We start from the raw sequence: 18,525 nt of genomic DNA, 5'->3' as shown, positions 1-18,525 counted from the left end.
GGCGGTGCGCGCGGCTGACGGTCAGCGGGCCGGACAACTCATCCCCAGCCACGCGCCGTCGAACCGGACGAAGGTGATCTTCCGGTACGGGCCGGATTCGTACAGCAGTCCGAAGGTGCCGTCTTGCAGCCGGGTCAGCGTCGAGTAGGCAGCCGCGCCGGGCGCGACGGTCCGGGCGATCGGCCAGCTCCGCCCGTCGTCGCAGGACGCCCGCACGGTCAGCTTCTCGCGCGCGCCGGTGCTCGCGGTGTTGCTGAACAGCAGCCAGTGGGCGCGCGGCTGACGGGCCGGCGCCCACGGGGCGTAGCGCAGGATCGAGGCGTTGTTCGCCGGATCGATCAGCTCGTCGTCCGCGGCCGGGGCGCTGTAGGTCAGCCCGCCGTCCCACGAGTGGGCGACCAGCCGCCGTCTGACGCCGTTGGTACGGCTGTTGAGCATGATGCGGCCGTCGGCCAGCTCGACGGTCTTGTTCTCGTCCATCCGCGGGCCCACCGGCTCGCCCAGGTGCCAGCTCGCGCCGTGGTCGTCGCTGTACGCGCTGGCCGCCCACATGCTGCCGTCCGCCTTGCGGAACGCGTACTGCTGCAGCAGCCGCCCACCGGAGAGCTGGCTGCCGGCCCCCGAAGAGGCGAAGATGCCCCGCCAGGAAGGGTCCTTGAGGACGCTGGTCAGGCGACGGTTGCGCCAGCTGCGACCGCCGTCGTCGGAGTAGCTGTAGTCGGTGTGCAGCACACCGGTGCTGTCGTGGGCGTTGCCGGCCCCCGCACTGCCGAAGCCGACGCCCTTGGGCGCGTACGCGTGGAAGAGGAAGACCCGGCCGGTCTGACGGTCGGTGAGCAGGCTGGGGTCGCCCGCGCCCACCCCGCCGTCGTAGTCCACCACCGCTCTCGGGGCGCTCCAGGTACGCCCGTTGTCGGTGCTCCGCCGCACCATCACATCCACGTTCCCGGGCAGATCGGCCGCGCTGTCGTTGCGCCGGTCGTAGGCCGCGAGGAGGGCGCCGTCCGGCAGGGTGGTCAGCGCCGGGATGCGGTAGGTGTGCGCGCCCCGCCCGGACAGCGCCAGATCGGTGGTCTCGTACAGGGCGGGCCGGGCGGCCGCGCGGTGCGGCTCGGCGGCGGGTGCCGCGGGGGCGGCCGGCAGGCCGGTGCCGGTGGCGAGCAGCGCGGCCAGCGCGAGCAGACGGGCGGCTTTCACCGGTACCTCCAGGGCCGGACGCGGTGGGGCCGCTCCAGGGTGCGGGAGGCCGCCGGAACGGGCGCGCCGAGCGGCTCCGTCGGGGTGAGGCGGCCCCTTCGCTACGGCGTGGCGCCCTCCCGCAGCGCGTCGATCAGCGCCGCCACCGACGGCCTGCGGAGCGCGGCGGAGCCGACCGCGACCACGATGTGGCGGACGACCGGGTCGTGCAGCGGCACCGCCGTGACGCCCTGCGAGCGCAGCCGCAGCATCAGCTCCGTCAGCGGCGCGACGCCCAGCCCCGCCCCGACCATCGCCAGCGACGTGGCGGTGTCGGACACCTCGTGGACCACCCGCGGCTCGAAACCCGCCCGGCGGCACACGGCGCGGATCGCCCGCCCGTAGTACGAGCCGGCCGCCGGCAGGATCCAGTCGCAGTCGGCGGTCTCCGCGAGCCGCAGCGCGCCCGCCCGCCCCTCCGGCCCGTCCCATGGCGGCCGCCCGCCGGGCACGGCGAGTGAGAACCGCTCGGAGCGCAGCCGCACCAGCTCCACCGCGCCGTCCCGGACCAGCGGCGCGTCCGGATAGTCCAGCCCCAGCGCCAGCTCCACCCGTCCGGCGCACACCTCCGCGTACGCCTGGTCCACGTCCACCTCGCGGCTCTCCACCCGCACATCGGGGTGCCGGGCGCCCAGCCGGCGCAGGGCCGGCGGCAGCAGCACCGCGGCCGCCGTACCGAACACCCCCAGCCGCAGCCGCGCCCGCAGCTCCCCGCGGCCCCGCTCCAGCGCCGCCACCGCCTCCGCCTGCGCGGCCAGGATCCGCTCCGCGTGGTCGGCGAGCGTGTGCCCGGCATCCGTCAGCTCCACCCGGCGCCCCACCCGCCGGACCAGCTCCGTGCCGGTGGCCCGCTCCAGCGCCGCGATGTGCTGCGAGACCGCGCCCGGCGTATAGCCCAGGGCCGCGGCCGCCGCGGTCATCGTGCCGCTCCGGGTCAGCTCCAGCAGCGTCCTGAGCTGGACACCTGGCAGTTCCATGGCGGCACCCTACCCAGCGCCGCCGGCCCGCCCGGCCCCGTGCGCCGCCTTGCCAAACCCCCTGGCGCCCAGAAGTCTTAATAGATCGCGTCCAGCAACCGTCGATGGACGCGGCCCGGCCCGCCCGTCACCATCTAAAGCCACCGGTGACCGCGCCCCACCCGCACCGGAGCGTCCGACAGCCCACCACCCACTCCGTACCGCACCAGCAGACCGGAAGGCGGCCCGGATGGCATCCACCGCGACCTCGGCGAAGGCCCGGGTCCCCCTCCCCGAGCAGGCCGACGTCGTGATCATCGGCGGCGGTGTCATCGGGGCGAGCATCGCGTTCCACCTGGCCGAGGGGGGCGTGACCGGAGTGCTCCTGCTGGAGCGCGACCGGCCCGCGTCCGGCTCGTCCGGCAAACCCCTCGGCGGCGTCCGCGCCCAGTTCTCCGACCCGCTCAACATCCGGCTCGGCCTGCGCAGCCTGGACGCCTGGCGGGACTTCGCCCGGCGGCCCGGCGCCACCGTCGGACTGGAGTCCGTCGGCTACCTCTTCCTCCTCGGCGACGACCGCGAACTGGCCGTCTTCACCGAAGGCGTGCGGACCCAGAACGCACACGGCGTCCCCAGCCGCATCATCACCCCGCGCGCCGCCCAGGAACTGTGCCCCTACCTCGACCCGGGCGGCATCGTCGCCGCCGCCTTCTCGCCCACCGACGGCTACGCACTGCCGCGCTCCGCGGTGACCGGCTATCTGCAGGCCGCCCGCCGGCTCGGCGCGAGCGTGCGCACCCACTGCCCGGTCACCGCCCTCGACACCGCCGACGGCGCCGTGCAGGCCGTCCACACCCCGCACGGCACCGTCCGCACCCCCGCCGTCATCTGCTGCGCGGGCGCCTGGTCCGGGGCCATCGGCGCCATGGCGGGCGTCGACCTCCCCGTCACCCCGCTGCGCCGGCAGATCGCCTTCACCGGGCCGCTGCGCCCCGCACCGCCCCGCATCCCCTTCACCCTCGACTTCGACTCCACCCTCTACTTCCACAGCGACGGCGCCGGCGGGCTGCTCATGGGTCTGTCCGACCCCGGCCAACAGCCCGGATTCCAGCGGGAGTTCACCCGCGAATGGCTTGCCCCGTTCCGTACCGCGGCGGCCCGCCGGGCGCCGGAAATCGCCCGGCTGCCCGTCGTCGACGGCTGGGCCGGCCTCTACGAGATGACCCCCGACCGCAACGCGCTGATCGGCGAGGCCCGCCGGCCCGGCCGGTTCCTGTACGCCACCGGCTTCTCCGGCCACGGCTTTCTGCAGGCCCCCGCCGTGGGTGAGCTCGTCCGCGACCTGTACCTGGGCCGCGAGCCGTTCCTCGACGTCGGCCCGCTCGCCGCCACCCGCTTCGACGACGGCACCCGCCCCGCCGGCCGCCCCGAGGCCCACATCATCTGAAGACCCCGGTCCGCCCCCGACCCCCGGAGCTGCGAATGGTCCCCACCTGGCAACTGCGCGCCGCGTTCGCCCGCCGGCTCTCCGCCATGTACGGCACCGAAGTCCCCGCGTACACCACGCTGCTGGACGTGGCAGGGCAGGTCAACGACGAGGTCGCGGCCCGGGATCCGGACGCGGGTCGGCTCGGCGCCCTCAGCCGGGTCACCGCGGAACGCCACGGCGCGATCCGCGTCGGCACACCCGGCGAACTCCGCCAGGCCGCCCAGATCTTCGCCGCGTTCGGCATGCACCCGGTGGGCTTCTACGACCTCAGGGACGGCGAGGAGGGCGCCGTACCCGTCGTCTCCACCGCCTTCCGGCCGACCTGCGAAGAGGAGTTGGACCGCAACCCCTTCAGAGTCTTCACCTCGCTGCTGACCACCTCCGACCGCCGCTTCTTCGACGCCGGCCTGGCCTCCCGGGTGGAGGCCTTCCTCGCCCGCCGGCGGCTCTTCCCGCCGGAACTCCTCGCCCTGGCCGAACGCGCCGAGCAGACCGGCGGACTCCCCGAGCCGCAGGCCGAACGCCTCCTCACCCTGGCGGTCGCCGCGTTCGCGCTCTCCCCGGAACCCGTCGACCGCGCCTGGTACACCGAACTGGAGCGCATCTCCGCGGTCGCCGCCGACATCGGAGGGGTGACGACCACGCACATCAACCACCTCACCCCGCGCGTCCTGGACATCGACGCCCTCTACCGGCGGATGGGGGAGCGCGGCATCACCATGATCGACCGGATCCAGGGGCCGCCGCGCTGGGAGGGCCCCGACGTGCTGCTGCGCCAGACCTCCTTCCGGGCGCTGGCCGAGCCCCGCAGGTTCCGCGCGGCCGACGGCGCGGTCACCGTCGGATCGCTCCGGGTCCGCTTCGGCGAGGTCGAGGCGCGCGGTATCGCCCTGACCCGCGCGGGCCGGGCCCGCTACGACCACCTCATGGCGGAGACCGACCGCCGGATGGCGCTGAGTCCGGGCGCCGACCGGCAGGCCGTGGCCCGCGACCTGTGGCGTCAGGGCTTCCCCGCCACCGAGCACCAACTCGCCGTCGCGCACCAGGCGTTCTTCACCTACCGTCCGGCCACCGACCGGCCCCGGGACGACCGGCGCCCGCCCGCCGACCTCGCCGGCCTGCTCACCCAGGGCTGGCTCACCGCCCACCCCGTCGTCTACGAGGACTTCCTGCCCCGCTCCGCCGCCGGCATCTTCCGCTCCAACCTGACCGGCGACGGCACCCGCGACGCGGACCTGGTCGGCGACCCCTTCGACGCGCACCGCCTCTCCGAGGCGATCGGCCGGCCGGTCCTCGACCCGTTCGCGCTCTGCGCCCGCCGGCAGGACCACTCGCTGCGGCAGGCGCTGTTCACCCTGCAGGCGAGCGCGGCGCTGCGCGCACTGGACGACGGGGAACTCGTCGACACCGAACCGGCCGGCGCGGATCCGGGCGTCCCGGACCCGGCCCGCTGACCACCGCCCACCCCACTTCACCCAGGAGTTCCGCCATGCCCGCCACCGACGCAACCGGCCACCGGCTCCCCGACACCGACGCCCTGCGCGCCCGCGCGGCCGCAGCCCTCGACCGCTGCGGCGTGGACCTCGACGCGTACACGGGTGCAGGGGCCGACACCGTCCTAGCCCGCACGCCGCTGACCGGCGGCACCCTCGCCCATCTCGCCGCAACCACCCCCGAGCAGACCGACGCGGCCGTCGCCGAGGCGCACCGCACCTTCATGGACTGGCGCACCGTGCCGGCCCCGCGGCGCGGTGCGCTCGTCAAGCGGCTGGGCGAACTCCTCACCGCCCACCGGGAGGACCTCGCCGACCTGGTCACCATCGAGGCCGGCAAGATCCGCTCCGAGGCGCTCGGCGAGGTGCAGGAGATGATCGACATCTGCGACTTCGCCGTGGGCCTGTCCCGGCAGCTCTACGGCCGGACCATCGCCGGCGAACGGCCGGGCCACCGGCTGTCGGAGAGCTGGCACCCGCTCGGCGTCGTCGGCGTCCTGTCCGCCTTCAACTTCCCCGTCGCCGTCTGGTCCTGGAACACCGCCGTCGCCCTGGTCTGCGGCGACACCGTCGTGTGGAAGCCGTCCGAGCTGACCCCGCTCACCGCCCTGGCCTGCGACGGGCTGCTGGCCCGCGCGGTCGCCGACGTGGGCGCGCCGGCCGGGGTGCACCGGCTGCTGCTCGGGGCCCGGGAGTGCGGTGAGCGGCTGGTCGACGACCCCCGGGTGGCGCTGGTCAGCGCGACCGGCTCGGTACGGATGGGACGGCAGGTCGCGCCGCGGGTCGCCGCCCGCTTCGGCCGCTGCCTGCTCGAACTCGGCGGCAACAACGCCGCGGTGGTCGCCCCCTCGGCGGATCTCGACCTCACCGTCCGCGGCGTCGTCTTCTCCGCGGCGGGCACCGCGGGCCAGCGCTGTACGACGCTGCGCCGGCTGATCGTCCACGAGGACCTCGCCGACCGCCTCGTCGAGCGGATCGTGCACGCCTACGGACAACTGCCGCTGGGCGACCCGTTCGACCCGGCCACCCTCGTCGGCCCGCTCATCAGCACCGCCGCCCACACGGCGATGTCCGAGGCGCTGGCCGAGGCGCAGCGCTCCGGCGGCAAGCTGCTGGCCGGCAGCGAGCGGTGCCTGGCGGACCAGGCCCCGCACGCCGCCTATGTCCGGCCGGCGGTCGTCCGGATGCCCGAGCAGACCGAGATCGTCCGCACCGAGACCTTCGCGCCGATCCTGTACGTCCTGACCTACCGCACCCTCGACGAGGCCATCGCCCTGCACAACGGCGTTCCGCAGGGCCTGTCCTCCAGCATCTTCACCCGCGACCAGCGCGAGGCCGAGCGCTTCCTGGCCGCGGACGGGTCCGACTGCGGGATCGCCAATGTCAACATCGGCACGTCGGGCGCGGAGATCGGCGGTGCGTTCGGCGGTGAGAAGGAGACCGGCGGCGGCCGCGAGTCCGGCTCCGACGCCTGGCGCGCCTATATGCGCCGGGCCACCAACACCGTCAACTACTCCGCGGAGCTGCCGCTCGCGCAGGGCGTCAGCTTCCTCTGAGCGTGCCACCGGCCCGGCCGAGGTCCTGGACGAGGGTGGGCGACGGGCGCGGGATCTCGCCGAAGTCCTCGTCGTCGCCGTCCACGACCAGCCGGTTGATCACGTTCTCCAGGGCCGCCGGCAGGGTCGGGGCGAGCCCGCTGTGCCACTGGACCAGGAGGTTGTGCCGGGCGGCGTCCGGCAGCAGCTGCTTGTCGTCGAACGCCGCCACCGACGGGCGCTCCTCGTCGGGCGCGTGCGCGGCCTGCTCGCGCCAGTAGGCGGCGTCGCGGTACTCGCCGTTGCGGCGGTGGGAGAGATACAGGCAGTAGGCCGCGGTCCGGCTGCCGGCGCCGGCGCCGAAGTGCCACCAGAAGTGCGCCGCGTCGCAGCGTCCGGTGATGTGCAGCAGACAGGCGAAGACCAGCGCCCCTTCGGGGTCGATGCGGTGGTCGTTGACCAGCCGCTCCAGGCTGGACGCGGCCGCCGCGGCGTTGACCACTAACGCACAGGCCAGCTGGAGTTCGTGGGTGGCCTCGTCGCGGGCGCTGGGGTAGGCGCTCGGCGCCCCGCGGTCGGCGCGCCCCGGCAGCACCGCCGCCCGCGGCCCGTCCGCCCCCGTCCGCAGGGCGACGGTCCGGGTGCCGGGTCTGCCGGGCGGAGTGCGCTCGGCGAGGTCGCAGAAGCCGGCCAGGCCGTTGATCCCGGACACCGCTGCGGCGGCGCTCAGCAGCGTCTCGACGGTCTCCCGGCGGCCGGCCGGGTGGTGGTGCGACATGGTTCAGTTCCCCCTGGTGTTTCCCTGGTCGATGCCGAGAGCCGCGGCGAGCTTGCGCTTGCCGCGGCTCGCATAGGAGCGGACGGTGACTTCGTCGACCCCGAGCAGCCCCCCGATCTGAGCGTCGCTGTAGCCGATGACATGCCGCAGCACGATCACGTCGCACTGCCGTTCCGGCAGCCGGGCGATGGCGGCGTACAGGCCCAACTGGCTCTCCAACATGGCGAATTGCTGCTGGCACTCGCGCAGCAGGGCGTGTGTGACGACGGCGAAGGCGGCGGTCTCGGTGAGCGCGGTGGGCTGCTGGTGGTCGTAGAGCCACTCCACCACCCGCTCCTTGAGGACCGACCAGGCGTATGCCTCGACCGAGGCCTGCCGCAGTGCGTGCGACCACAGCCGGCCGAGCTGCTCGTACGCGGACAGGGTGACCTCGCGGGCCGCGGCCTCACTGCCCGTGTGCAGATAGGCGTACGTCAGCCACTTGCCGGCATGGGTCGCCAGGAACGCCTCGAAGGTGATCGACAGCCGGTGGTCGGACGGCCCCGGCGCGCGGGCCTTCGGTGGGCAGCGGGAGGGCGCGGCTAACTCCGTGATGCAGGCGTGCGCCGGGGCGCACGCCGCTGGAAGTCGGTCCCGGTCTGCGCTCACGAGCCGTCCTCGTTCCCCTCGCCGTGCACCGCTGACGGGGCGCCGGGGCGACGGCGGCAGCGGGAGGACGGTTTGCCCTCACCCTCCAATGAACAGGAAAGTGGGCCCGTTTGTGGCATGGGAGACGCAAAAATCTTCCGCTGCGTATTCATATGACTACCCGTGACAACCTGCTGTGACGGACCGTCACTTTTTCGGCGTGGATCGTCACAACCTGTGTGGGGTGTTCGCCCCGCATGATCCAGGGCGTACCGGGCAGTGCTCCAGCAGCCGTGTGTACGGAGGCGCGTTGCGCGCCTTGAGGGCGCACGGCTCCTAAGAGTGCGCCCCCTGGCCGCCGGAAGGGGCCGGGCGGCGCTGTGCCGTACTGGGGAGGCAGCGGACGATGAACGACCATGAACCCGTGGTGGATCTACAGCTGGACCGGGCCCACTCGTCCCGGATCTACGACTACTTCCTGGGCGGCAAGACCAACTTCCTGGCCGACCGGATGGCTGCCGGCAGCGTGTTGGGCGTCTTCCCCGCCGCGCTGGTCGCCGCCCGCATCAACCGCGAGTTCATGCACCGCGCCACCCGCTTCCTGGCCGCATCCGGACTGCGGCAGTTCCTCGACATCGGCACCGGCATCCCCACCCGGCCGAACCTCCACGACATCGCCCAGGACGTCGCCCCCGACGCCCGGGTGGTCTACACCGACAACGACCCCATCGTCCTCGCGCACGCCGCCGCCCTCCTGCACAGCACGCCGGAGGGCCGCACGGTCTACCTCCAGGCCGATGTCACCGACCCCGAAGGCATCCTCGGCGCACCGCGGCTCCTGGACACCCTCGACCTGAGCCGGCCCGTCGCCCTCAGCCTCAACGCCCTGATGCACTTCGTCACCGACGACGGACGAGACCGCGCCCACGGCATCGTCGAGACCCTCAAGTCCGCGCTCCCCAGCGGCTCGGTCCTGGCCATGACGCACGCGACGGCGGACTTCGACCCCGAGGCGATGGAGCAGATCAGCAAGATCTACGCCAACGCCGGGACCGGTCTGCAGTTCCGCCCCCGCGCCGCGTTCGCCCGCTTCTTCGACGGCTGGGAGCTGCTGGACCCCGGCGTCGCCCTCTCCCACCAGTGGCGCCCCGACCGCCCCGAGGACGCCACCCACGTCACCGACGCGGAGGCCTCCTGCTACGCGGCCGTCGCCCGCAAGCCCTGAACGGGGCGGTGGCCGGGCCCGTGCTCGGCTCGCCTGGCCACCGGCCCGCCCGTCAATCCTTGCGGTACCCGTACGCCTCGGTCGCCGCCGCCGCGACGGCGTCCATATCCGCCCCCGCCGAAGCCGTGACCACCGCGGCCACCGCGCCCTCCACGAACGGCGCGTCCACCAGCCGTGCCCCCTCGGGGAGTTCGTCGCCCTCGGCGATCAGCGCCTTGACGGTCAGCACCGCGCTGCCCAGGTCGACCAGGATCGCCACCCCCGCACCGCGGTCCACCGCCCGCGCCGCCTCGGTGATCAGCTCCGAACTGGTCCCCAGCCCGCCGTCCGGCGTGCCGCCCGCGGCCGCCACCGGAGCCTGCGCGCCGCCGCCGGCCAGCCCGACGGCCAGCGTCGCGACGGACTCGGCGACCGGCCCGCTGTGCGACACCAGCACCACACCGACCAGGGCGCCCCCGTCACCGGCCGCACCCACGCCGTCCGCCGCGCTCACTTCGCCACCTCCGCGAGCGCCGCGAACAGCAGCGCCGACGACGTCGCCCCCGGATCCTGGTGCCCGATACTGCGCGCGCCCAGATAGCTCGCCCGGCCCTTCCTGGCCTGCATCGGTACGGTCGCCGAGGCGCCTTCCCCGGCGGCCTCGGCCGCCGCGTCGAACGAGGTCGTCAGCGCCGCCACCCCCGGCACCAGCGCATCGAGCATCGTCTTGTCGCCCGGCGCCGACCCGCCGAGCTGCCCCACCGCGGCCACACCGGCGTCCAGCGCCGCCCGCAACTCCTCCGGCGACACCTCCGCCGCCTCGCCGAGCGCCTTCCCGGCACGCCGCAGCAGCGTCCCGTACAGCGGCCCGGACGCGCCGCCCACACTCGAAATCAACTGCCTCCCGGCGGCGACCAGCACCGCACCGGGCGTCGCCGGCGGCTCGCCCTCCGCCACCGTCTTGACCACGGCCGCGAACCCACGCTGCATGTTCGTGCCGTGGTCGGCGTCGCCGATGGCCGAATCCAGCTCGGTGAGGCGGGTGGCCTCCCGGTCGATGACGGTGGCCGCCGCCGTCATCCAGCGTACGAAGAACGCGGCATCCAGGGCCGTTTCGGACACGGGCTACTCTCCTTCGGTCGTTCGGTCACTGAGCGGGCGGGAGGGCCTCAGCGGCCCCAGCGGAGCCCCGCCGTCTGCACCGGCGCGTCCCACAGCCGCAGCAGCTCCCCATCCACCTGACACAGCGTCACCGAGCAGCCTGCCATGTCCAGCGACGTCACATAGTTCCCGACGAGCGTCCGGGCCACCGCCACGCCCCGCTCGTCCAGCACTCGGCGCACCTCGGCGTTGAACCCGTACAGTTCCAGCAGCGGCGTCGCCCCCATGCCGTTGACCAGCACCAACACCGGCAGCCGCGGCTGGAGATCCTCCAGAATCGCATCCACCGCGAAGTCCGCGATCTCGTGCGAGGTCATCATCGCGCGCCGCTCCCGCCCCGGCTCGCCGTGGATGCCCACGCCCAACTCCAGCTCACCGGCGGGCAGATCGAACGTCGGGCTGCCCTTCGCCGGCGTCGTGCACGCACTGAGCGCCACCCCGAAGCTGCGCGAGGAGGCGACGACCTGCCGGGCCACCGCCTCCACCCGCTCCAGCGGCATCCCCTCCTCGGCCGCCGCCCCGGCGATCTTCTCCACGAACAGCGTCGCACCGGTCCCGCGCCGCCCCGCCGTGAACGTCGAGTCGGTCACCGCGACATCGTCGTCCACCAACACGCTGGCGACCTGCACGCCTTCGTCCTCCGCCAGCTCCTGCGCCATCTGGAAGTTGAGCACGTCGCCCGTGTAGTTCTTCACCACGAACAACACACCGCGCCCGCTGTCCACGGCCGCCGCCGCACGCACCATCTGGTCCGGCACCGGCGAGGTGAACACCTCCCCGGGACAGGCCGCGTCCAGCATCCCGGGCCCGACGAACCCTCCGTGCAGCGGCTCATGCCCACTGCCGCCCCCGGACACCAGCGCCACCTTGTCCGCCACCGGCGCGTCCCGCCGCACGATCACCCGGTTCTCGGCATCCACCACCAGCTCGGGATGCGCCGCGGCCATCCCCCGCAGCGCGTCGGCGACGACGGTCTCCGCGACATTGATCAACATCCTCATCGGTACCTCCAGGTGAGATTAGCAGTCGTGCCTCTGACCGGTGTTTTCCCAGGTCAGAGTGGATTCCGGCAGTTTCTGATCTTGGCGGTCTATGGCGGTCGTACGCGGGGTCGGGCGGGGCTGATGCTGACTTAATGCCGACTTTCCTGATGGTGTGTCAGGCCTGTTCTGGATGTCACGGAGGTGGCGGGCTCGCCGGTCCAAGTATCGGACCGTGAGCCGACGACGGCCCTGCTATCCGCGGGTGTCGTCGTGCCCTGAGCGGTGTCACCTTGCGTTGCCTCCGACCGATCATCGTCGTGTCCACGGCCCCATGGAAGTGCACCAGGCGGACGACTGGCCACACGGATCCGTACGGAGGCGTTCGGCACCTTGGTTGTGCTCATGGCGGCCCCGCCGAGCCTTGGCCACCACTGAGGCTGATCCGTTGCCCGGATCAATTGCCGGCTACGCGGGCCAACAGGTTCCGGGTTCGCGCCAGCCGCGCCAATCAGCCGCGCCTGCATGCCCCTGACTCAGCAACAGGGAGTTGATCGCACGAGACGGTCCCGGTCGACCGGCTGGGGGCAGCTGTCGTGCGAGCATGAGCGGCCGTGATCAAGACGCAGACGGTTGCTGAGGAGCCAGGGTGAGACGGAACGTCGGATTGACGGTGGTACCCCTGGCGGCTCTGGCGCTACTGACCGCGTGCGGGGGTTCCACGGGAGACACACATCCCTGCACCTTGACGGACACGCCCGCGGGGATCCGGGTGGAGGTCCACCGGCAGCTGGCGAACAGGGTGGCCGACGCGAGCCTTACGGCATGCTGGGACGGCGCATGCCGGAAGCGCGCGCTGCAGCTGCGGCAGACCCGGCCGGAAAACCCGGCGGCTCCAGGAAACCCCGTGATGACTACGGAATCCGCAACCGCCGCGGAGGGCCCGGTAGCGACGACCGCCCGGACTCCCGAGCCCTCTGCCTGGCCTGGCTTCGCGTTCGTACGTGACCTCCCGGGGAAGTCGATACGCGTCAGGCTGGTGTTCAAGAACCAGCAAGGCGCCACCGTGCTCGACCGACAGATCAGCATCACCCCGCAGCCGACCTATCCCAACGGCCGCGACTGCTCGCAGGGCGGCCGTCAGGCACGCCTGACGGTCACGGGAGAGGGTGCTCTGATCTCACGCCCGCTGCGACTGCGGTGAAGGAGACAATCGGCTTTCACTCGGGCGTTTGCGGTGGGGCCGGCGCGAGCGCACGAGACTGCCCGCGGCTGCACCGATGCGAGCCGGTCCGCGCTGGACGTGCTCGCCTGCGCACCACTAGGAGAGCCGCCCGTCCGCCTCGCGCGGATGCATGCCGAGGTTCTGCTCGCCACACAGAGGCCATGCCTGCCACACACAGAGACAGTCTTTGGTGCGGCGTTGGTGATGGCCGTCGAGGCGAGGACAGCGTTGTCCGCCGAGTCCGGAACTGAGAAGTGGTCGCGCGAGCGCTTGTATTCCACGATGACGGGCGTACAGATCTCGTTCTTGTCTGAGCCCTCCTTCCCGGCGATATTCCGATCCTCGCCTGCGCGGAGACCACCCTTCGCGCCCTGCGACGCTACATCGGCTTTGCGACTTCTTGGTCTACTCCGCGGGTGCCTTCGACATTCCGGAAGGCGATGAGTGTGAGTCCGTCGAAGTCGCGTAGGTGGCGGTGTCGTTGGCCGGCGGTCCGCAGGGCGAAACCTTGTTCGTTGTTGGCGGGATAGGCGAGCACTGCGATGCCGTCGCCGACGCAGGCGCTGACGGCATTCCAGAGTTCGTCTCTCACTTTTGCGGAGACTGTGCCGACGTAGAGTTCCGGCGTTACTTCCAAGAGCCAGCGTGTCAGTGCTCCTCGCAAGTGGTCGGGGACTGCCGTCATCGTGAGGGTGATCACCGATGGCATGTGGTGCCTCGTTGCGCTGCGGTTAGCTGCCGTCGGCCGCGTAGTTGACGCCTCCGGGAATGACACCGGAGATCGGGTCCCAAAGGTCTACCAGTTCTTCTTCCAGGTCCGGTTGTTCGCGTGTTTCGTCAGGGGAGAAGAGGCGTTGGATGTCGGAGACGACGCGGGGCATGAGGCGGAACAGACGCAGGCCGTCGCGGAAGCCTCGACGGGCCGCTTGCTCGGGCAGCGACAGCGTGAACGCAAGGCCCGGTCGCCGGAGCATCTGCTGGCGCTGGTGGTGCTGCTCAGAGCTTCCAGGAGTTGGGCTACTTCCCCAGCCTTGACGAGGTGCCGGAGCTGGTGGTCGGGCATGTGCGCGGACTGCTGGGGCGGCTACGGCAGTCGGCCGCCGTGGTGTGCGGGGCCGTTCCCCAGGTCGATGACCAGGCGGATGACGAGTTCGCCGTCGACGGTGCGGGTGCGGTCGCCGATGATCCGGTTGAGGTGGCGGACGCCGGGCTCCAGGGCCATGACGTGGGTGAGGAGCGGGTCGACGGTGCTGTCGGTGCGCAGGGCTTCGGCGGCGGCGAGGAGCTGGGGGTTGGTGACGCCGCGGTTGCCGCTAAGGGTGAGGCTCAGGCCCGGGCGGGTGAAGGTGGTGGTGGCGGGGGGCCAGGGGCCGCCGGTGTTGGCGCGGCGGACGCCGTCGAGGTCGACGCCGGGCAGCAGGGGGGTGGTGGCGCGGGGCGGGACGCCGCCGAGGGGGTGGATGGCGACCAGGCGCTCGCCGAGGGCGGTGAGGGCGGCTTCGACGGCGGGGACGGTTCCGCTGCGATGGGTGGTGACGAGGAGCGCGACGGTGCCGGTGACATGTCGGTCGAGGGGATCGGTGGCAAGGACGCTCACCGTGTGAGGGAAGTGGGCCTGGGTCCATTTGAGGCCGGCTTCTGTGCGGTGGACCACGACGACCCGGACAGTGGGGAAGAGGAAGCGGGGCGCGAGAAGGGCGGCGAGATTGCCGGTCAGGCCGTCGCCGTGGACGACAAGGGTGTCGGGAGCCGAGGTGGCTAAGCAGGAGAGGGCGTAGCGGACGACCGCGTACGGTTCGACGAGGGTGGCGCGGGCGGCGGGGAGGTCTTCGGGGAGATGGGAGACCAGGCCGCCGCGGACGGCCGAGGCGCCGATGAGGACGCGTTGCTGGAAGAGGCCCGGCACGTTGTGGCCGAGGAGGAAGGACGGGTCGCCGGGGTGGGTGGGGTTGACGAACACCCGTTCGCCGGGGGCGAAGCCGTCGGTGCCGGGACCGGCGGCTACGACCTGGGCGGCGCCCTCGTGCCCGACGACGGGTGAGGGGTCGTCGCGGTCGCCGCGCAGGATCTGGATGTCGGTGCCGCAGAGGCTCACGTGCTCGGGTGCGAGCAGGAGTTCGCCCTCGCCGGGGTCCGGGGTGGGGGCCTCTTCGATGCGGCAAGTGGTGCCGTGGCGGACGATCGCGCGGTGGGTGGCCATGGCTGGCATGGGGTCCTTCCCGGGTGGTGACGGTTGAAGGGGCCGGTCTCAGTGTTTGGTGACGATCAGTGCGCCGTGGGAGAGCGCGACGGCGCCCGCCATCGGGTCCACCTCGCCGGGGCGGCACAGCCGCAGACGGTGTCCGGCCCGGTCGAGGCCGGTGTCGCGGTCGGCATAGCTGCGTACCTCGCTCACCTGGCGGACCAGTTCGGCGCGGTAGGGGTCGCCGAGGCCTTCCGCGTAGCCGCCGCCGATGCCGATGAGGTCGATACGGGGATCGAGGCAGCGCAAGGTGCGCACGATTTCGGCGACGGGTTCCACGACGGCGGTGAGCAGGCGGCGGGCGGCGGGGTCTTCGGCCCGTAGCCGGACGGGGAGGGCGTCGCGGATGCCCTCGGGGCGTTCGATGCCGAGCGCGGCCGCGACGTGCGGCAGGGCGGGTCCGGCGGCCAGGGCTGCGACGTGGCCGGTGCCGCCGCAGGGGCAGCTCAGTGCGCGGACGGCGGCGGGTGCGGTGGAAGCGGCCGGGAGGTGGCCGACCTCGCCCTGCATGCCGTGGGCGTCGACCGGGACGCAGCGTTCGGTGAGGTCGGCGGTGCGCAGGGCGATGCCGCTGCTCACCGTGAGGTACACGACGCGGCGGTGGTGGGGACGGGCGAACCGCTCGACGAAGCTTGCAAGGCCGGCGGTGACGTCGTTGAACAGGTGCCAGTTGACGTCCGGGCGGCGGGCGGTGAGCAGGGCGCGGAGCGGGACGGGCCGGTCCGGGCCACCGCCCCAGAGCGGGCCCGAGCCGTGCAGCACGCCATGCTCCTCGTCCATGGCGGCACCGCAGGACATCGCCACCCGCGCGTCCGCCGGCACCGCGTCGGCCAGGGTCTCGATCAGCTGATCGAGGAGCGCTGCCGGATCCTCGCCGGGCCGGTTGAGGATGCTGGGCGCGGGGAGCCGTACGGTCTCCCCGGACCCGGTCCGGATCCGCAACCAGGTCCCTCCGAGGTCGACGGCGACCTCGGTACGTACCTGGTCGTCGCGGTCCTCTGTCACGGCCCGTGTGCTCACAGCCGTATCCCCTCTGCCGGTTCGGCGTGTGCCCGGGGCTGCCGGATCTCCAGGCGGATACGGCCGTCCTGGACGTGGGCCGTGACGGCGGTCAGGTCGTCGACGCGGTACGGGGCCGGTTCGGCGACGGGGGCGGCGACGGCGACGGGGGTGCCGCCTGAGCGGCGGGCGGCGAGCAGACCGGGGGCGGAGTCCTCGAAGAGGAGGCAGTCGGCGATGTCCACGTCGAGGAGGCGGGCAGCGGCACGAAAGCCCTCGGGGTCGGGTTTGCCGGCCCGGACGTCGTCGGCGCAGACGCCGACGGTGGGCAGGGGCAGTCCGGCGGCGGTGAGGCGGCGTTCGGTCATGGTGCGGGAGGCGGAGGTGACCACGGCCCAGGTGTGCGCGGGCAGGGAGGTGAGCAGCCGACGGGCGCCCGGGATCTCGGTGACGGTGTCGGCGGTGGCCTCCTCGCGTGCCCGGATCCAGGCGACTTCGGCGGTGACGTTGGAGAAACCGGCTGCGGGGAGGAGCCCGGCGACGATGTCGTGCGCGGTGCGGCCGGGCAGCGCGGCGAGCACGGTGGCGGGGTCGAGACGGTGGCGGGCGGCGAACTCCCGCCAGACGCGGTCGATGGAGTCGGCGGAGTCGACCAGGGTGCCGTCCATGTCGAAGAGCAGAGCGCGGGCCGTCACGGCACGCAGGGAGGTCATCCGATCTCCAGGGTGTGCGCGGCGAGCCGGATCAGTTCGAGGTCTTCCTTCCAGTGCCTGCGCAGACGCTGGTCGCCGGGGTCGGTGTCGAGGATCACGTGGTCGGCACCGAGTTCGCGGAGGAAGGCGATGTCGGAGCGGATCTGGTCGGGTGTGCCGTAGCCGAGAGGCCGGGAGTCGGGGTCGGCGGGGGTGGTGGTGGGGAGGAAGAAGATCCTCGGGGCGAACTCCTTGCCTTCCGCGAGGGCCCCGGCGGCCAGGGCGCACAGCTGCCGGCTGGGGTGGAGCGGGTGCCAGGCGGTACCGATGCGGTTGACGCGTTCCAGGGCGCGCGGTCCGTTGCCGCCGATCCACAGCGGCGGATGCGGGTCCTGTACGGGCCGGGGTGCGGTGTGCACCCGGTGGCCGCGGTGGGTGACGGTGTCGGAGGTCCACGCCGCGACCAGGACGTCCAGGGTGTGGTCGGTGAGGGCGCCGCGCCTGCGGAAGTCCACGCCCAGGACGTCGAAGGCGCGCGGGGCCCAGCCGACGCCGAAGCCGACGACGAGGCGGCCGCCGCTGAGCTGGTCGATGGTGGCGGTGGCCCGGGCGAGCGCGATCGGGTGGCGGTGGGAGGCGATGAGGACGCCCGCGCCGAGACGGACGGTCTCGGTCTGCCCGGCCAGCCAGGAGAGGGTGGCGAGGCTCTCGTGGAACGGGGCCGGTGAGCGCCGGTGGGCGTCGTCCGTGAGGGCGAGGTGGTCGGAGACCAGGACGGTGTCGAAGCCCAGCCGTTCGGCCTCGCGGGTCCAGGTGAGCATGCCCTCAGGTGTCATCTGGGGGCCGAAGTTGGGCAGGTTGATGCCGAATTTCACGTGGTCACCGGCCCGGGGAGGGTGAGCCCGAAGGGGGCGTGGTGGGCTGTGGGGGCGGGTTGCGGTGTGGCGTGGAGTTCGAGCAGGTTGCCGCCGAGGCGGTCGAGAGGGCGCGGCGGTTCCTGGTCGGGGACACCATGTTCGAAGAGTTCGAGGTTCAGGGCGTCGTCGACGACGACCATGGCCATCGCCGAGGTGCCCTCGACGTCGAGGTCGAACTGGCGTCGCATGAAGGCCCGATCGACGGCGATCTCGGTGCGCAGGACGACCCGTGCCCGGTGGTGGGTGACCAGGTGGTCGACAGTGGCGTCGAGGCTCTGGACGCTGTAGCCGGTGTGGTCCAGGCCGAGCAGGGTCGGCAGGGGCGCGTCGTTGGCCGGCCGCTGGCCGTGGTGGAGCCGTTCGGCGGTGGTGTCGACGTATCCGGGGGTGTCGGGCCACTCTTGCAGTTCGAAGAGGGTGCCCCAGGGGGAGCGGAAGTAGATCCAGCGGTTTCCGCGGATCGGGCCCTCGGGGATGGTGACGATGTCGCCGAGGACGTCGACCCCGGGAAGCTCTTCCAGGTGGGCGACGGCTGCCTCGATGTCGCCGACGCGGAGGCAGAGGTGGTTGGTGCCGATGTCGACCAGGCGGGGCGGGGTGTCGGCGGTGCCGGCGGGCGCGGTGGGATGAAGTCGCACCTCGATGCCGTGTGAGAACGAGACGACGCCGGCCCCGCCGTCCCTGTCCACGGTCGAGGGCCCGGCCAGTTCCGCGAGGAAGGCGGTGGCCTCCGCGACGTCGGGCACCGCCACCGTGATCCGGTGGGCCGGCGGGCGGGTGCCCGGGGCGAGGGTCAGGGAGGTGTCCGGAGCCGTGCTCATGCGGGGGTTCCTTCGGGGTGCGGGGTCGGATCGACGACCCGGGTGGTGTGGGGGCTGGTGGCCGGAACCGGGTACGGGCCGGTGGCCGGGTACGAGTACCGGCCGGTGGCCGAGGCCGTGGCCGGGGTCGGGACCGTGCGCGACTCCGTGACCGGGTGCGCAGCCGACAT

General features: G+C 72.9%; 20 protein-coding genes. 5 read left to right on the top strand and 15 right to left on the bottom strand.

All coding sequences use genetic code 11. From position 1 onward, the window contains the following. Positions 1-21: 21 nt before the first annotated feature. Together WAB15_RS07190 and WAB15_RS07185 are read right to left on the bottom strand one after the other, a co-directional pair. The gene (locus WAB15_RS07190; RefSeq protein ID WP_407285712.1) at positions 22-1,197 is read right to left on the bottom strand and encodes an exo-alpha-sialidase; all 1,176 of its coding nucleotides are present in this window, start codon (positions 1,195-1,197) and stop codon (positions 22-24) included. A gap of 101 nt (positions 1,198-1,298) precedes the next feature. Continuing rightward, positions 1,299-2,213, bottom strand: a complete 915-nt coding sequence (locus WAB15_RS07185; RefSeq protein ID WP_407285711.1) for a LysR family transcriptional regulator — start codon at positions 2,211-2,213, stop codon at positions 1,299-1,301. 229 nt (positions 2,214-2,442) lie between these two features. On the opposite strand from WAB15_RS07185, the gene WAB15_RS07180 reads away from it, so the two are divergent. The 3 genes from WAB15_RS07180 to WAB15_RS07170 are packed head-to-tail and all read left to right on the top strand — an operon-like array spanning position 2,443 to position 6,730. Then, the gene (locus WAB15_RS07180; protein WP_407285710.1) at positions 2,443-3,639 is read left to right on the top strand and encodes an NAD(P)/FAD-dependent oxidoreductase; all 1,197 of its coding nucleotides are present in this window, start codon (positions 2,443-2,445) and stop codon (positions 3,637-3,639) included. Between the two features lie 35 nt (positions 3,640-3,674). Next, complete coding sequence (locus WAB15_RS07175; protein WP_407285709.1) at positions 3,675-5,135, top strand: 2-oxoadipate dioxygenase/decarboxylase family protein; 1,461 nt, start codon at positions 3,675-3,677, stop codon at positions 5,133-5,135. Positions 5,136-5,170: 35 nt separating this feature from the next. Then, on the top strand, positions 5,171-6,730 hold the full coding sequence (locus WAB15_RS07170) for an aldehyde dehydrogenase family protein (RefSeq protein ID WP_407285708.1): 1,560 nt from the start codon (positions 5,171-5,173) through the stop codon (positions 6,728-6,730). Here the strand turns inward: WAB15_RS07170 and WAB15_RS07165 are convergent. Then, positions 6,717-7,487: a hypothetical protein gene (locus WAB15_RS07165; RefSeq protein ID WP_407285707.1), complete on the bottom strand. Its 771-nt coding sequence runs from the start codon at positions 7,485-7,487 to the stop codon at positions 6,717-6,719. The genes WAB15_RS07170 and WAB15_RS07165 overlap by 14 nt on opposite strands. 3 nt (positions 7,488-7,490) lie before the next feature. Then, positions 7,491-8,135 (bottom strand): RNA polymerase sigma factor, encoded by a 645-nt coding sequence (locus tag WAB15_RS07160; RefSeq protein ID WP_407285706.1) that lies wholly within the window; start codon positions 8,133-8,135, stop codon positions 7,491-7,493. Positions 8,136-8,520: 385 nt separating this feature from the next. Here WAB15_RS07160 and WAB15_RS07155 point away from each other — a divergent pair, with 385 nt between their 5' ends. Next, entirely contained in the window at positions 8,521-9,339 is an 819-nt protein-coding gene (locus tag WAB15_RS07155) for an SAM-dependent methyltransferase (protein ID WP_399149079.1), read from the top strand. Positions 9,340-9,391: 52 nt separating this feature from the next. Here WAB15_RS07155 and WAB15_RS07150 read toward each other — a convergent pair whose 3' ends face one another. From WAB15_RS07150 to dhaK, 3 genes are read right to left on the bottom strand one after another with little or no spacing between them, the layout of a single operon-like run. Next, on the bottom strand, positions 9,392-9,832 hold the full coding sequence (locus tag WAB15_RS07150) for a PTS-dependent dihydroxyacetone kinase phosphotransferase subunit DhaM (protein ID WP_407285705.1): 441 nt from the start codon (positions 9,830-9,832) through the stop codon (positions 9,392-9,394). Then, positions 9,829-10,440, bottom strand: a complete 612-nt coding sequence (dhaL, locus tag WAB15_RS07145) for a dihydroxyacetone kinase subunit DhaL (RefSeq protein WP_407285704.1) — start codon at positions 10,438-10,440, stop codon at positions 9,829-9,831. Before dhaL ends, WAB15_RS07150 begins: the two co-directional genes overlap by 4 nt. Before the next feature lie 47 nt (positions 10,441-10,487). Then, positions 10,488-11,480, bottom strand: a complete 993-nt coding sequence (gene dhaK, locus WAB15_RS07140) for a dihydroxyacetone kinase subunit DhaK (RefSeq protein WP_399149076.1) — start codon at positions 11,478-11,480, stop codon at positions 10,488-10,490. 889 nt (positions 11,481-12,369) lie between these two features. On the opposite strand from dhaK, the gene WAB15_RS07135 reads away from it, so the two are divergent. Further along, positions 12,370-12,663 carry a hypothetical protein gene (locus WAB15_RS07135; protein ID WP_407285703.1) on the top strand — a complete coding sequence of 98 codons (294 nt, stop codon included), beginning with the start codon at positions 12,370-12,372 and terminating at the stop codon, positions 12,661-12,663. A 400-nt stretch (positions 12,664-13,063) separates the two neighbouring features. Here WAB15_RS07135 and cas2e read toward each other — a convergent pair whose 3' ends face one another. The 8 genes from cas2e to WAB15_RS07095 all read right to left on the bottom strand — a co-directional run bounded on the left by cas2e (position 13,064) and on the right by WAB15_RS07095 (position 18,525). Further along, on the bottom strand, positions 13,064-13,393 hold the full coding sequence (gene cas2e, locus WAB15_RS07130; protein WP_407285702.1) for a type I-E CRISPR-associated endoribonuclease Cas2e: 330 nt from the start codon (positions 13,391-13,393) through the stop codon (positions 13,064-13,066). Positions 13,394-13,415: 22 nt separating this feature from the next. Next, the gene (locus tag WAB15_RS07125; protein ID WP_407285701.1) at positions 13,416-13,658 is read right to left on the bottom strand and encodes a hypothetical protein; all 243 of its coding nucleotides are present in this window, start codon (positions 13,656-13,658) and stop codon (positions 13,416-13,418) included. A gap of 110 nt (positions 13,659-13,768) precedes the next feature. Continuing rightward, entirely contained in the window at positions 13,769-14,884 is a 1,116-nt protein-coding gene (locus WAB15_RS07120; protein ID WP_399149074.1) for an alcohol dehydrogenase catalytic domain-containing protein, read from the bottom strand. 48 nt (positions 14,885-14,932) lie between these two features. Then, complete coding sequence (locus tag WAB15_RS07115; RefSeq protein ID WP_407285700.1) at positions 14,933-15,931, bottom strand: ROK family protein; 999 nt, start codon at positions 15,929-15,931, stop codon at positions 14,933-14,935. 11 nt (positions 15,932-15,942) lie between these two features. Next, a complete protein-coding gene (locus WAB15_RS07110) occupies positions 15,943-16,638 on the bottom strand; it encodes an HAD-IA family hydrolase (RefSeq protein WP_407285699.1) in 696 nt (231 codons plus the stop codon). After that, entirely contained in the window at positions 16,635-17,492 is an 858-nt protein-coding gene (locus tag WAB15_RS07105; RefSeq protein WP_384428261.1) for a TIGR03619 family F420-dependent LLM class oxidoreductase, read from the bottom strand. Before WAB15_RS07105 ends, WAB15_RS07110 begins: the two co-directional genes overlap by 4 nt. Next, complete coding sequence (locus tag WAB15_RS07100; protein WP_407285698.1) at positions 17,489-18,355, bottom strand: VOC family protein; 867 nt, start codon at positions 18,353-18,355, stop codon at positions 17,489-17,491. The genes WAB15_RS07105 and WAB15_RS07100 overlap by 4 nt, the downstream gene beginning before the upstream one ends. Next, positions 18,352-18,525 carry a hypothetical protein gene (locus WAB15_RS07095; protein WP_399149069.1) on the bottom strand — a complete coding sequence of 58 codons (174 nt, stop codon included), beginning with the start codon at positions 18,523-18,525 and terminating at the stop codon, positions 18,352-18,354. The genes WAB15_RS07100 and WAB15_RS07095 overlap by 4 nt, the downstream gene beginning before the upstream one ends.

This window comes from Streptomyces sirii (assembly GCF_045690365.1).
GTDB lineage: Bacteria > Actinomycetota > Actinomycetes > Streptomycetales > Streptomycetaceae > Streptomyces > Streptomyces sirii.
The sequence above is the reverse complement of the archived record's forward strand: the minus strand, read 5'-3'. Positions and strand labels throughout refer to the sequence as shown.

Coding starts and splice junctions, on each gene's coding strand:
- WAB15_RS07185 (WP_407285711.1), bottom strand. CDS start 2,213: ATGGAACTGCCAGGTGTCCAGCTCAGGACGCTGCTGGAGCTGACCCGG.
- WAB15_RS07180 (WP_407285710.1), top strand. CDS start 2,443: ATGGCATCCACCGCGACCTCGGCGAAGGCCCGGGTCCCCCTCCCCGAG.
- WAB15_RS07175 (WP_407285709.1), top strand. CDS start 3,675: ATGGTCCCCACCTGGCAACTGCGCGCCGCGTTCGCCCGCCGGCTCTCC.
- WAB15_RS07170 (WP_407285708.1), top strand. CDS start 5,171: ATGCCCGCCACCGACGCAACCGGCCACCGGCTCCCCGACACCGACGCC.
- WAB15_RS07165 (WP_407285707.1), bottom strand. CDS start 7,487: ATGTCGCACCACCACCCGGCCGGCCGCCGGGAGACCGTCGAGACGCTG.
- WAB15_RS07155 (WP_399149079.1), top strand. CDS start 8,521: ATGAACGACCATGAACCCGTGGTGGATCTACAGCTGGACCGGGCCCAC.
- dhaK (WP_399149076.1), bottom strand. CDS start 11,480: ATGAGGATGTTGATCAATGTCGCGGAGACCGTCGTCGCCGACGCGCTG.
- WAB15_RS07135 (WP_407285703.1), top strand. CDS start 12,370: ATGACTACGGAATCCGCAACCGCCGCGGAGGGCCCGGTAGCGACGACC.
- cas2e (WP_407285702.1), bottom strand. CDS start 13,393: ATGCCATCGGTGATCACCCTCACGATGACGGCAGTCCCCGACCACTTG.
- WAB15_RS07125 (WP_407285701.1), bottom strand. CDS start 13,658: ATGCTCCGGCGACCGGGCCTTGCGTTCACGCTGTCGCTGCCCGAGCAA.
- WAB15_RS07120 (WP_399149074.1), bottom strand. CDS start 14,884: ATGGCCACCCACCGCGCGATCGTCCGCCACGGCACCACTTGCCGCATC.
- WAB15_RS07110 (WP_407285699.1), bottom strand. CDS start 16,638: ATGACCTCCCTGCGTGCCGTGACGGCCCGCGCTCTGCTCTTCGACATG.
- WAB15_RS07100 (WP_407285698.1), bottom strand. CDS start 18,355: ATGAGCACGGCTCCGGACACCTCCCTGACCCTCGCCCCGGGCACCCGC.
- WAB15_RS07095 (WP_399149069.1), bottom strand. CDS start 18,525: ATGTCGGCTGCGCACCCGGTCACGGAGTCGCGCACGGTCCCGACCCCG.